Here is a 12,918-nt window from a genome sequence, read left to right as displayed (position 1 = left end):
GAGTAAGCCATGTCTCATAATGATTTGGATTCCCTAGCTCAAAAGCTGAGTTTTTTACAAAATCAATTAGACATCCTGGACTCTTTGGACGATATTTTAGTCGCCTATGAAAAAATGTTTTCCTTGATACATCAGGGTTTAGATGAGATCTTAGTCAAAGATCAACAATGTTATATTCTTTCTGTGCAATCTAATGGAACCGTTGTAAAGGATGCGTTAGATCCGCCTATTTTACAAACGTTTGCCATGACAAGACCATGACTTCCCAAGTTTCCTCTATTTTAAGTCAAATTTCTTCCCCTACAGATCTAAAAAAGTTTTCTCTTGCGGAGCTTTCTCTTCTTGCTGAGCAGATGCGTCATAAAATTATTTCTGTTCTTACCAACACGGGAGGGCATTTAGCTTCTAATTTAGGGATCATTGAATTAACTATAGCTTTGCATTATGTTTTTTCCTCTACTGAGGATAAGTTTATTTTTGATGTCGGTCATCAAGCCTATCCGCACAAATTACTCACAGGACGCAATACTGAGGAATTTGATCGGATTCGCCATGATGGGGGTTTGAGTGGATTCACCTCCCCTTCGGAAAGCATTCACGATCTCTTCTTTTCTGGTCATGCGGGGAATGCCTTATCTTTAGCTTTGGGGATGGCTAAAGCTACTGAGGACTCTAGAACGCACATTCTTCCCATCCTTGGTGATGCGGCTTTTTCTTGTGGGTTAACTTTAGAAGCTTTGAATAATATTAGCTCAAACCTATCTAAGTTTATTGTCGTTTTAAACGATAATAACATGTCGATTTCGCAAAACGTGGGTGTTATGTCTAAGAATTTGTCGCGATGGATTCACCATCCCAAATTCAATTTATTTTCTAGAAAGATAGAAAAATGGCTAACAAAGATCCCTCGTTATGGCAACAGCATATCCAGGCGTTCTCACAAACTATCCATCTGTTTAAAATCTTTATTTTGTCCGATTCCTATTTTTGAGCAGTTTAATTTGGCCTATATGGGTCCTGTAGATGGTCACGACATAAAAAGGCTGATCTCTGTATTCCAAACTGCGCGGGATTTACCCTTTCCTGTTCTTATTCATGTGTACACAACCAAGGGTAAGGGTTTAGAAATCGCTCAAGAAAACCCAGAGAAGTATCATGGTGTGACAGCGAATTTTAACTCTTCTAAGGAAAATAAATTCCTGCCAACTATTAAGCCTCAGCTCACTTATCCGGATATTTTTGGACAAACAGTGTGCACACTCGGAGAAGCATTTCCGAATTTACATATTGTGACTCCTGCGATGTCGTTAGGCTCCCGCTTGGAAGCATTTAAAGAAAAATTTCCCAACCGTTTTATAGATGTGGGGATTGCAGAAGGACATGCGGTGACTTTTTCAGCAGGCATTGCCAAAGCTAAATCTCCTGTTATTTGTTCTATCTATTCGACATTCTTACATCGTGCTTTAGACAATGTTTTCCATGATGTATGTTTACAAGGTCTCCCTGTAATCTTAGCGATAGATCGTGCAGGTTTAGCCTATGGGGACGGCTGCAGCCATCATGGCATTTATGATTTAAGTTTTCTTCGTGCCATGCCAAATATGGTTATTTGTCAGCCAAGAAGTGCGGTTGTTTTCCAGCAGTTACTGCAATCGTCTCTACAATGGAACATGCCTGTAGCGATTCGTTATCCTAATATTGCGGCGACTCAAAGAGATCCCATTGCTACGGATGTGCATATGCACCGCGATCCGGGAGTAGGAGAAATCCTCAGTCAAGGAGAGGATGTTTTGATCCTAGGTTTAGGTCATATGTGCAATACGGCGCTGTCTATAAAACTACAGTTGCTCACCCATGGGATTTCTGCAACTGTAGTAGATCCTGTATTTGTCAAACCTTTTGATAATAACCTATTTAGCATTCTATTAATGCATCATTCTAAGGTCATTATTATAGAAGAGCATTCGATTCGGGGTGGGTTAGCTTCAGAATTCAATGATTTTCTAGCTACCTACAGCTTTAAAGTCGATGTCTTGCACTTTGGTATTCCTGATGCGTTCTTTGCTCATGGAGATAAGGAAAGCTTATTAAAAAGAGTAGGCTTGGATACTGAAAGCATGGTTAAGCGGATTCTCACACACTTTAACTTTCGGACAAAAACCTCTCCCTCTAATAAGTTGAGTATTGTTTAACACGCCTAGATTAGGATGTCTTCTTTAAGAAGCAGCATCGTTATCCCATTACAGACGCTACAAAAGTAGTTTTTCCACAACAGCGGCTAAAGGGGGACAGGTATAATGTAGGAAGACACTGATCTGCTTGCAGCATAATTGGCGATAGCATGGGAAGGCAGGGAATATAATAATTACGGGTAGGCAATTTAGAATAGTATAACCAAGTCTCCATAAGAACTTCCTAGTCTTTATTGATATTTATAAACAAACAGAATTTTACAGGATGAATCCCCTATTCTTCTGTTAATCTCAACGAAGAATAATACCATATTATGCTTTCTATTTCTTTCTTTTTTGTTCAAAAAACGCTTTTATAAAAAAACAAATTCAACTCCTGCAGATGTAATCTATCTATTAAGTTTTAAGATAAAAAAATACTTGTCAGCAGATCCTAAGGTCTTCTTAGGCGTTCGAGGAAAGGAGATGGAAAAGTTGAAGATATTCGTTGAGAGAGAGGGTCTCTGGACGGGTTTTTTCAGAAAAGTTTAATTGGTTTAGAGCGGAGAAAACTAATTCTTTAGGATAAAGATCTTTAAGAGCATTAGCTAATAATTTGCGTCTTTGTCCAAAAGCAGCTCGAGTTAAAGAAAAGAATTTCTGATGGAGGGAGGTTTCAAGCGGAAAGGTCTCTTTCACTGTCATATGTACGACAGCTGAGGACACTTGAGGTTTGGGGAAAAAGCATCCAGGACTCACTTTAAAGGCGTAGCGTACGTCGGCAAAAAATTGTAAAAATATAGTTAGAGATCCGTATTCCTTCCCTCCAGGTTGTGCGGTAATACGTCGTGCAACCTCATCTTGCATCATTACCGTAACCGTTTTCCATTGGTTAGGCACTTCTAAAAATAATTTCGTTAATAAGGGTGTGGTAATATGATAAGGCAGGTTCGCAACGACCCTTCCCTTCCCTTGCCAGCCTTTCTCTTCCAACTGGGATAACGGATACTTACATGCATCTGTGATTTCTAGATCTATAGGAAGTTGCTTTAGTGTTTCCTCAAACATGGGATCTTTTTCTAAAGCAACGACATGCGCCCCTTGATTCACGAGGACTTCGGTAAGAGCGCCAAATCCAGGACCGATTTCCAAAACCCAATCCCCAGCTTCTACGCAAGAGACAGCAAGAATTTTTCTTAGAATATTCCCATCTATCAAAAAGTTCTGTGATAGACCTTTTTTAGGACGACCTTGGACTTGAGCTAAGAAACGGGTAAGTTGATCTGGGGAGCTGCGTGACAAGAGATCTCCTAAAGCAATGAAAATAGAGGCGGAGCTTCTTCAGAAAGCAATTTAGCAATCGTTGAAGAGTCAAATCCATAGCGTGTACGCAATTTCATTTTATACTGACTTTCTATAGTCCCAGCATAATTCATAAATAGCGTCTGCTTTATCTGCGTTTCCATTTCTTCTAGGGGCTGCATTGCCATTGCAGATTTATCAAGAAGCACATAAAGCTTATGTCCTGACTTATGGGCTTTAGGTAGGCTGCAAATAGTTTGTGGGTAGTTTACCGAGGACAATTCCATTTTATGAGCTTCTGATAATTCTTTATCATTGCGTGTAAACTCTTCAGAACAGACAAACTGCCCTCCTTGAGAAAGAGTAAGAGCAGATAAACGCTCTTTATTCCAGCTTTGCGTTTCATTTAACCTAGCGCAGACTTTATCGGCAATTTGGCTCGATAATGACTCTGTAGCTGCTTTAATCGTAACAACTCTGTATTTCCATACAGTAGTGTTTGCTGCATCTTCAGCCAGCTGATTATAATGTTCGCGAATTTTCCCTGGGGTAACTTTCAACATTACCTTAGAGCGCACCATCATACCCATGACTCTCTGAGCAATTAGGGTACGATTTACCACGTTGAAAACATCTTCGGGGGTCATGTCAAAATGTACATACAAAGGAGATAGATCTCTACCAAACATTGCTTCAATTTCTTCATTCACTGTAGTAGAGTCCACCTGGATTTTTTTAGTCTTAGCATCGGCAACCATAAGAAACTCGTCTATTACAGATTCTAAAACTACTGGCCACATGGCTGTATAGTATTGCGAACGCGCAGGATAAGAATCCATAAGCTGAGGGTATGAAGAAGCAAAAAGAAGGTTAAGCTTCTGTATAACATCTAAAGTCGTAACAACGTTATCTTCATCGATTTTAAATAACACACGATCATGAATAGCAATTCCGGCAGGATCTTCAGGGATTCTTTCTGTACGACTTGGATACTCCCGTTGTACAGGGAGAGAACTTTCATTGCCTGGTAAAACTCCTACCGAACAAACCAACCCCACCAAAGAGAAAACGCTTAGTGTTTTGTTCTTCATGATTTGCTACTCCATAATGGTTGACATGTCTAGGGATTAACTATAGGAAATTAACCTAATTTTGACCACTTCGAGAAAAATCTTCATGAGAAAAGCATGAAAAACAAAGGGTTAATTTGAATGTAGGTAGGCGCGAAATGCTTCAATATTAGAAAATTTCCTTCCCACTCCCGATTCTAAAAGACAAATCACCGAAGACTTTTGGCCTTCCTTAGGGATTAAGCTATGTTCGTATTCAGGAAGAATAGCTTCTAACAATTCACTATCTTTCGCGCTCATCCAAACAAGGGAAACTTGAGGAAGAAATAATCCCGCGAAGCAGGATAGGATCGCTTCGCGATCTTGATCGTTAGCTAAAGAAATAAGAATTTTTTGATGTTTACGTGAAAAATAAGATTGCGCGGCTATGAGACTCCCTAAAGAAGAAAACTTATGGGTATGCCATCGAGCTTGGGCTATCTGCAAAATATCTTCCGCATAAGTCAGGTAGTGTTTTTTTTCGGTAAGCATATGTAATTTTATCAAAGCCTGACAGACAAGAGCATTTCCAGATATTGTCTCCCCATCAGAAAGATTCTCCTGTTTTAAAAGCAATGCGGCATCTTTACCGTCTGTAGTGTAAAATCCCCCACTTTCGGAACGAAAGGATAAGATCACCTCTTTCATGAGATCTTCTGCCAAAAGCAACCATTTAGCTCCACACCCTGTTTCATAAAGAGCTAGGGCTCCTAAAATAACTCCTGCATAATCTTCAAGACCTCCGGAATATTTTGCTTCTCCATCACGCCATCTACGTAGCACCTTAGAGTGTCTGCATAAATTTTCGCAGATAAACTCCCCACATTTCTTTGCTACATCAATGTAGTAGGAATTACCAAGGACTCTTCCTGCATATGCTAGTGTGTAGACCATCCAGCCATTTTGGAATGTCAGAGACTGGTCATCTTTAAATGGGCGCACCTTAGTCGCCCTGTACATACGTAACTTTTCCTTAAGCCTGTCGATAATCTCATAAAATTCTTCAACGCTACAGCCATGCTTATCTGCGATCTCTTCGACATCAATATTTGAAGGAATATGTAGGATATTCCTTCCGTTACAAAATCCTTCTCGAGAAATCCCATAATACTCGCAAAAAATCGCGGCATTCTCTCCCAGAACTTCGCGGATTTCTTCTCCTGACCATGTTGCATACCCCCCATCAAAATCTCCCCAATGTTCTCCATGTTCTGAGGTATAGAAAGCTCCCACTTCAGGATTGTAGAGCTCAGAAAGGATATAATGGAGAGTTTGCTTAGCTACAGAGCCATACTCGGGTCTTTTCATACAAACCCAAGCGTCGAGATAGTCTAATACCAAGAAAGCATTATCCACGAGACGCTTCTCAAAACAGGGAATTAACCATCTATCATCTATGGCATAACAGTAAAACCCTCCTGCCAAATGATCGAAAATTCCCCCGTGAGCCATCATTTGCAAAGAACGATCTACAAAGAACAAACTCCTGTTATCTTGATACTCCACTCCATAGCGCAGGAGAAATTGACTAAGCAAGGCTGGTGGGGTTTTAGGAAAAGCTTTCACCCCTCCATAATGCGGATCTACACCAAGGTATAGGGCTTCCACTGTTTTTCGAAGAGAGCCCTCTTCGAGCATCTCTTTCCTTGCGCATTTTTCTATAAATGAAGCTATTTCAAGAACTTTATGCCCCTGATGAACAAGCGTCTCTCTTTCTTCAGGATCTTCCCACATCATGTGGAGTCTTTCTATTGTCTGTGAGAATGAAGGGATCCCTAATTTCCCCTCTGCTCCTAAATAATTTGCGGAGAAAAAAGGAAGAAGATCCGGAGTTAAAAATACATTTAGTGGCCATGAGGGAGAACTTTCATGTTCCCCCGAGATCGAAAGCATTTGCACAAGATCAAAATAGAGATTCGCCACATGAGGCAACTCTTCTTTATCTACTTTGATGTTAATAAAATTCTCATTGAGTATCGCAGCAACCTCAGGATTTTCAAAGCTTTCGCGAAGCATCACCTGGCACCATCGAGAATGTGCACACCCTATAGAAAGGAAAATTGGCTTATCTTTTTCCACAGCAAGATCAAAAGCCTCACTACACCAAGGATACCAATTTACCGGAGTATGGGCATAAAGAAGCAAATACGGAGATTTCTCACTAATAAGTCTATTCGTATATAACGGCTGCGACATGATAAAATAAAAAAATCAAAAAATCAAAAATCTATACTCCATTTTAAATCAAAAAACACACTTTTAACATGTTTTTATCCAAGCGTTTTTATTAAACTGCTTATATAGAATTTCATAATTCTAATTAATTTTGTTTTGATTCTCGATTCCAAGAAAAGAAACTCCCATCTCTTTTATTTTCAACGTTCTGTTATTGAATAGGCCAATGTAGAAAGAGCAACTGTATTCGTGTGAGGAAGAGTTTTTGATCTTGTTGTTAGTGCTTTAGGAGGCGTGAGAAAATTATGGTTGCGCTTGATTTCCTAGTAAGGAAAGCCTAAACTAATGTATTCGCGGAAGAGTGGCAGAGTGGTCGAATGCATCTGATTCGAAATCAGAAGTTCTCTTACAGGAACCGGGGGTTCGAATCCCTTCTCTTCCGTTTTCTATTTCCTAAATGATTAAAAATTAGAGAACATGCCCCACTTTGCAGTGAGGGGATTCCCTAATTTTCTTAAGGTAGGATTCTTAACCTTCCGGTCCAATGACATAGGTAAGCAGAGACTGAAAGTACTCATCAGAAAGATGTGTACACAATTGTAACCACTGCATCTCAGCAATGTCAGATTTGTATCCTTGTAGGCGTTGCTCTGCAGGACTGTAGTGCATACCGATAAAGAAGATATTCGCTCGTTTGCAGGCAGCTTCTGCAGCAATGAGGTTATCTTTATTTGCGTCTAAGTAAACTACTTGTTTCGGAAGTGTTTCTATCGTTGCAAATAAGACAGCCAGCACTTCTTCCAGGGGAATTTCATTAACGAGTCTTCCAGTAAAGAGCACTTGATCTTCTATAAAAATCGCGTGTTGCGGTTTAGCAAGCGTTTTGGGATGTTGCATCCATCCATCCTCACGTATAGGTAGACATGAAGAAAATCCGACTCCCAGATCTTGAGCAGTTTGCAGAAAATGTTTTGCCATAGGAATGGGAAGTTGAGAAACCCCCAAGACCCAGGCTTGCGATAAAGATAAAGCTTTTATAACTTTAGGGATATCTGAATGGATCAGCTCATAGTCTACAGCAAAAGATACGGCGATTTTTTCAGCAAAGGCCTTTTCAAAGGGATCTGCAATAGACTCTTCGTTTTTCACACTTTCTAAACGCTGGTGAAACCAGGAAGAGTTTCCTACCATCTGCTTAGGGAAAATCATTGTTTCCTCTAAGGCTAGTAAAACTAGCGTTTCTTGCTTTGCATACTTATTGACAGCCTGCGCATTAGAAACTTGGATAATACTCGCTTCTAAGGAAAATACAGAAAAGATCGCTAGGATAAAAAATAGAACCTTCATGGCAACACTCTAAAAAAAATTGTTTTATTTTACAGAGCCTGCCTTTAGGAAGAAACATTTTTTATATACGCGTATCGATAATGTTTTGAAGATGTCGAAAAGAAATAAAAAAGGGCCCTAAGCATCCTCTCAGGGGGACAGAGAGGATGCTGTAAGGCTTGTTTCGGATAAATAATATTAACTCTTTTGATTAAGAGAATCTAGCGATAATTGCGCTGCAGCATCGGAGATAACCTTCAATGCCTGTTCCTCTTGAATCCCTACTGCTGTGGAAAAAGGGTCTGCATAAAAAAATAAGCTTTCCGCAGCAGGATAGTATATGAAAGCTAAAAATGCGATTCCCCACCCCAAGCACTCGCGCCCTAAAGCTTTAGCTTCCTCGGGGTTATCAGTTAAAAATATGATGTTCTTTGGAGTTTTATTTTCATAGGTAAATAGCAACTTCATAGCTTCTGAGATTTCTGAAGCCCCACAAAATAAAATCCCCTCTTGCACCAATGCGGATGCACTACATTTGGCATGAGTATCCAGGCAAAAATCTTGTTGGGAAAACGCCTGTGAGCGCAAGGCTATCCCCAATTCTTTCAGACTCTTTAATGTTGAAGAAACAGATTCACTACCTGATAAAGAAATCCCCAACAAGGAACACGAATAATCAGAAAGTAGGCGAGCAAACTGCTCGGCAAAGTCTGGCTCCAAACACCTTTTGCTTAGCAATGTATCTACAATAACCTGTTCTTCTTCCACACGTCTCTTAGCGTTATAAAAATCTCCTAAACGCGTAGAAAGCTTCGATAACCTACTTTGATGCCAACCCGGAGAACCTATATACTTATGCTGAATGACGGTATCCACATTGATGCAAAATAACGTTTCCTCCTCATTTTTTTCTAAATGAGCAAAAACATCACCAAAAGAATAGGCCATGGTCATGGGCACAGAGTGTTTCTTCGCTGCTTCAGCTGGAGATAATACTCCTAAGATTGCAAAAGCAAGTACCAATATCTTAGGAAAATATTTCAGCCAATGGGTCACGTTTACCATACCTTGGTTAAAACAAGGAAGAAGTAATAATAATTTTTTGAAATAAAATCAATAAAAAAGATTTTATTCATAAAAAATCTCAAAAAACTTCCCCACCAATATTTACAATAAAACGCCTTTACACATAGTTCTCAGGGCAACTTTACCCCCCCCCCCCCAACAATTGTAAATAATTTTTTTGAAAAACTAATGGATTTAAAAAATTTTTTTACAATAATACCTCTACCAAAAGCGTTGACAGACAAGAAATTAAGAGCTTTACACAGACAAGAAATTCTCCTAGTTCTCGCAGAGCAACGCTACAAAATTTAAAAAATCGAAATCTGGAGTGAATTCAGAATACAGAGATTATCTGTATCCAAACGCGGATCTAAAATGCACAAGAATTCACTGGTTAATCTCTTAAATAAGGTGACGTTATGTGTTTCCCAGGTTGTCCCAATATTCCTAATATTTCATGTATTTATACTCGAACAACTGAAACTACCGCAAATCAGACAGAAAACGATCAAGACGATGGTAGCATAGCATCTGCACCGGTAGTTACAAGCCAACCCCAGCCATCATCAACAACAACAGAAATGAAATTGCTATTAAGCCCAAACAACGAGGATGGTCTTTTACAAACTGTTGAACGTGTTCAACAACTGGTAGAGGATTCTCAACGGATAATTAAGAATCCTCATATACAACAAGGCTGTTTGGTCTGTTACGATCAGTGCGCGCCGCGCTGCTCCTATCGTTGTGGATGCTTTGGAAGTTGGCTCTGTGCCTGCTTTAAAGCCTGTTGTATTGTAGAAACCCCAATAACGACGAACATCCCTAAGGTTATGCAACAAATGGATAAGAAGTATGGGCCTTTAAGTCTAGCTTTAGCGCTGCAAGAACTGCGCTGGGAGATTACTAAGATGGCTATTAATAACCGCCACATAACAGAAGAAGAACAAGAAGATCTTGAGAAAGCATGTAAAAAAGCTAAAAAGAAACTTACCGGATCTTTCGTTCATTTATCCCAACAATATTTCTATGACCTTACTAAAGATCTCCCGGGAAGTCCACTCGCAAAATCTGTTCTCCCTCTCTTATTTAAAATTATGAAAGAGAAATCTTGGACACAGCCTATCTACCAGCATACGCCTCTGAAATGTTGGATCTTAGAACCTACCACTGAAGATGAATTGCCTCTATCTCGGTTAAGTCTAGATAGATCATCTCTATCGCCTGCAACCGATAAAAACATGTATCCGGATCCTACGCGGGCAATTGGGATAAAATACGACAAAAAGAAAATGACAAGATTCCTCTCAGACTTAGAGGTTTATTCTCTAGAAAGCGGAACTACAGGAAAATTAGGGGTTAAAGAAGCACATTTAGTAACTACAGTATTTGATATTCTACGCCTCATGAGTGCGGGAGAAGATTCCCCCCTAACACTCTCTGACGGATGTTTAGGTTACGAGATGGAAAAGTTCGTCAAACTCTTTATGTTAATTTTAACTACCTGCGGTTATGTTCCCCTGGATGACAACAAAACGACTGACATTAAGTATGATGATCCGAACGATGAGCATGCACAGATATACAAACAAGCCATGTTAAATTATAACAACCCCAAAGATGCAGCCGCCCCACTATCGCGACCGTTAGAAAGGAGGAGACAAAGCCTGGGAGATGAACTCCTTGGAGCACGTCCTAAAACGAAAAAAACCGTAGGATTTTCCCAAACGGTACTCATAGAATCTTCTACTTCCATAATACCCTCTCCATTATCAAGCTCAACCCCCTCGTCTCCTTTATCAAGAAGACCTCTTGTACGTCAAGATAGTGTACGCACGTACTCCACGCCTTCGGATGATTACCAACCTCAAGTTGATCAAGAATGGTTGCAATTACAGCTGGATGGAATCAGCGAGAGTAGTGATGATGATGATGAAGGCATTGAACGTCAACGACAACTCGTCAATAGCTCTCTCCGTTTAGAAAAATTATTTGCTGCTATGCGACAAGAGTATGGGGAATAATTTTCTTCCGTTTAAGAGACTTTCCTATGTAAAGAGAAAGCCTCTTAAATTAAAAAATATTTTATAGACTTATAATAATTTTTTGAATAGCCTCTGTCCGTCTGAATGCTTTTGAGCACAAAATGAGGATGATCCACGCTTTGGTTTCCTAAAAAATTTTCCAAACTTAGCAATGTACCTTCTATTTTCATAAGCGCAATAGCTCTTATGAACTCATTCCCCAGTAACGTTAAAAGTGCGTAAAGCCATTTAGCAAAGGATTAAGAATCGTCAACCGTAAGAGGATTCTTAGTAAAAAACATTGTTATTTATGGAGTAAATTATGTGCTGCCCTGGAATTAGCGCGGGCTGGCGTTCATCTCAAAATGCCTGCTCAGAAGAAAGCCTTGCTTTAAACGGAATTTCAAAACAACCTGGATCCTCTTCAGAATTTCATCTGAAAATTGGAGATCCTTCATTACTAGATACAATTCGAGCTGCTGGAGATCTTGTTTCAGATGCCTTGAATTCTGAAAGAGTACAAAGAACAAGCCAATTTTGCCAAGATTCTTGCAGACCTTGGTGTGCAGACTCTTGTTGGAGCCCCTGCCTATGTTTCTTTGATTGTCTTTGTGCATGTATGATCACCCCAGGAGAAGCTGGCTCTCAAGAAAAACAAGATGAGTTGTCTGAATTCATCCAAAGTCAAAGAGATTTGTTTGGGCCTATTTGCGTGGGTATCGCCATGAAAAATGGTCCCTGGGATGTCTCTAAGTTACTCGCTGAAGGTCAAACTCTATCCGAAGATCAGAAAAGCCTATTTTCTGAGAAATGTATAGAAGCAAAAGAGCAGCTCGGAAGATGCTTAAAAGGAGGATCGCAACATGAGCTCTTTAAAGTTGCCAATGCGGCTCAGCATCTCCCTTCAAAAGGTTCTACAGAGATGGAAAATGTGAAGAAGTCCCGAGAAGAATTTATTAGCTCTAAAACACCTCCCTCTCTTCCCACATGTTTGATTCTTTACCCCAATGAGAATGCCGAAGGCGCTTCTAACGAACAAAGGTCAGGGTATACTTTGAACCTTCAAAGACTGCAGCAGCAACTCAGCCAATTGGAAGTATTAGATTTGAACTCTAATGAAATGGGTTACTTAGGCTTTCAATCTCGAGATGCTGTGGGTGTTTTGATTTTCACTTTAAGCAAATACGTTGATGAAGCGAAAAATACCTTTGATTCTCCAGGGTTTGGATTAACTCTTGAAGAATCAAAATACCGTACTTTACTTCTTCTTTCTTTGCTATCTTTAGGATTTACCCCAGTAGGTGCTGATCAAGAACTCCCCATATGCTTAGAGCAATTACAAAACACAAGCAAAGAACTCTATAAAGAAGAGAAAAACGCTCCTAAACCCGCTCTTGATACACGTTCCTTAATGGGGACAGAAGTCAAAGTACGTTCGGGAGGCCTTCCTCTACCCAAGTATGGACAGAAATCATTTATTGGCGGACGCCTACCAGCGGCTATGCGTAGTGATGCTGGGGAATCGCGGGTTGATGGAACTCTACCTGAAACCACAAATAATGCTGACCTTTGGGATCCTACAAATCCCAAATCTCAAGAAGCCCTTCTCAAAATGGCTAAAAACATTACAGCAATGACTTCGAGTCTATTTTTAAGATAACCATCAACTCACGATTTAGAGGTGGTCTCTTCCACCTCTTCCCACAAGCTCTCCAACTTATACATTGATCTAACAATCTTGACACGAGA

Annotated in this window: 10 protein-coding genes and 1 tRNA gene; 5 read left to right on the top strand and 6 right to left on the bottom strand. The window is 39.9% G+C overall.

What is annotated here, in order from left to right:
* The first annotated feature begins 9 nt into the window (after positions 1–9).
* Together CCA_RS01555 and CCA_RS01550 are read left to right on the top strand one after the other, a co-directional pair.
* A complete protein-coding gene (locus tag CCA_RS01555; protein ID WP_011006272.1) occupies positions 10–261 on the top strand; it encodes a hypothetical protein in 252 nt (83 codons plus the stop codon).
* Positions 258–2,192: a 1-deoxy-D-xylulose-5-phosphate synthase gene (locus CCA_RS01550; protein WP_011006271.1), complete on the top strand. Its 1,935-nt coding sequence runs from the start codon at positions 258–260 to the stop codon at positions 2,190–2,192. Before CCA_RS01555 ends, CCA_RS01550 begins: the two co-directional genes overlap by 4 nt.
* A 40-nt stretch (positions 2,193–2,232) precedes the next feature.
* On the opposite strand, the gene CCA_RS05360 is transcribed toward CCA_RS01550, so the two are convergent.
* The 4 genes from CCA_RS05360 to CCA_RS01535 form a co-directional block, all read right to left on the bottom strand.
* Positions 2,233–2,406 (bottom strand): hypothetical protein, encoded by a 174-nt coding sequence (locus CCA_RS05360; RefSeq protein WP_162826058.1) that lies wholly within the window; start codon positions 2,404–2,406, stop codon positions 2,233–2,235.
* Between the two features lie 230 nt (positions 2,407–2,636).
* Positions 2,637–3,473, bottom strand: coding sequence for a 16S rRNA (adenine(1518)-N(6)/adenine(1519)-N(6))-dimethyltransferase RsmA (gene rsmA, locus CCA_RS01545; RefSeq protein ID WP_011006270.1), 837 nt, complete (start codon positions 3,471–3,473; stop codon positions 2,637–2,639).
* An 8-nt stretch (positions 3,474–3,481) separates the two neighbouring features.
* On the bottom strand, positions 3,482–4,564 hold the full coding sequence (locus CCA_RS01540; RefSeq protein ID WP_011006269.1) for a hypothetical protein: 1,083 nt from the start codon (positions 4,562–4,564) through the stop codon (positions 3,482–3,484).
* A 111-nt stretch (positions 4,565–4,675) separates the two neighbouring features.
* The gene (locus tag CCA_RS01535) at positions 4,676–6,778 is read right to left on the bottom strand and encodes a thioredoxin domain-containing protein (protein ID WP_011006268.1); all 2,103 of its coding nucleotides are present in this window, start codon (positions 6,776–6,778) and stop codon (positions 4,676–4,678) included.
* 334 nt (positions 6,779–7,112) lie between these two features.
* Between CCA_RS01535 and CCA_RS01530 the strand changes: the two genes are divergently transcribed.
* Positions 7,113–7,199: transfer RNA gene (locus CCA_RS01530), tRNA-Ser, on the top strand.
* An 86-nt stretch (positions 7,200–7,285) separates the two neighbouring features.
* On the opposite strand, the gene CCA_RS01525 is transcribed toward CCA_RS01530, so the two are convergent.
* Together CCA_RS01525 and CCA_RS01520 are read right to left on the bottom strand one after the other, a co-directional pair.
* Positions 7,286–8,104 carry a DUF2608 domain-containing protein gene (locus CCA_RS01525; protein WP_011006267.1) on the bottom strand — a complete coding sequence of 273 codons (819 nt, stop codon included), beginning with the start codon at positions 8,102–8,104 and terminating at the stop codon, positions 7,286–7,288.
* Positions 8,105–8,281: 177 nt separating this feature from the next.
* Positions 8,282–9,139, bottom strand: coding sequence for a DUF2608 domain-containing protein (locus CCA_RS01520; protein ID WP_157850885.1), 858 nt, complete (start codon positions 9,137–9,139; stop codon positions 8,282–8,284).
* A 428-nt stretch (positions 9,140–9,567) separates the two neighbouring features.
* Here CCA_RS01520 and CCA_RS01515 point away from each other — a divergent pair, with 428 nt between their 5' ends.
* Both CCA_RS01515 and CCA_RS01510 read left to right on the top strand, forming a co-directional pair.
* Positions 9,568–11,169, top strand: a complete 1,602-nt coding sequence (locus CCA_RS01515) for a hypothetical protein (RefSeq protein WP_011006265.1) — start codon at positions 9,568–9,570, stop codon at positions 11,167–11,169.
* Positions 11,170–11,491: 322 nt separating this feature from the next.
* Positions 11,492–12,829, top strand: a complete 1,338-nt coding sequence (locus CCA_RS01510) for a hypothetical protein (RefSeq protein WP_011006264.1) — start codon at positions 11,492–11,494, stop codon at positions 12,827–12,829.
* Positions 12,830–12,918 lie beyond the last annotated feature (89 nt).

Origin of the sequence: Chlamydia caviae GPIC (assembly GCF_000007605.1) — a bacterium.
Classification (GTDB): Bacteria; Chlamydiota; Chlamydiia; order Chlamydiales; family Chlamydiaceae; genus Chlamydia; species Chlamydia caviae.
The sequence above is the reverse complement of the archived record's forward strand: the minus strand, read 5'-3'. Positions and strand labels throughout refer to the sequence as shown.

Bases quoted from the DNA above. Each gene is read 5' to 3' on its own strand.
- CCA_RS01555 (WP_011006272.1), top strand. From the start codon at position 10: ATGTCTCATAATGATTTGGATTCCCTAGCTCAAAAGCTGAGTTTTTTA.
- CCA_RS01550 (WP_011006271.1), top strand. From the start codon at position 258: ATGACTTCCCAAGTTTCCTCTATTTTAAGTCAAATTTCTTCCCCTACA.
- CCA_RS05360 (WP_162826058.1), bottom strand. From the start codon at position 2,406: ATGGAGACTTGGTTATACTATTCTAAATTGCCTACCCGTAATTATTAT.
- CCA_RS01540 (WP_011006269.1), bottom strand. From the start codon at position 4,564: ATGAAGAACAAAACACTAAGCGTTTTCTCTTTGGTGGGGTTGGTTTGT.
- CCA_RS01535 (WP_011006268.1), bottom strand. From the start codon at position 6,778: ATGTCGCAGCCGTTATATACGAATAGACTTATTAGTGAGAAATCTCCG.
- CCA_RS01525 (WP_011006267.1), bottom strand. From the start codon at position 8,104: ATGAAGGTTCTATTTTTTATCCTAGCGATCTTTTCTGTATTTTCCTTA.
- CCA_RS01515 (WP_011006265.1), top strand. From the start codon at position 9,568: ATGTGTTTCCCAGGTTGTCCCAATATTCCTAATATTTCATGTATTTAT.
- CCA_RS01510 (WP_011006264.1), top strand. From the start codon at position 11,492: ATGTGCTGCCCTGGAATTAGCGCGGGCTGGCGTTCATCTCAAAATGCC.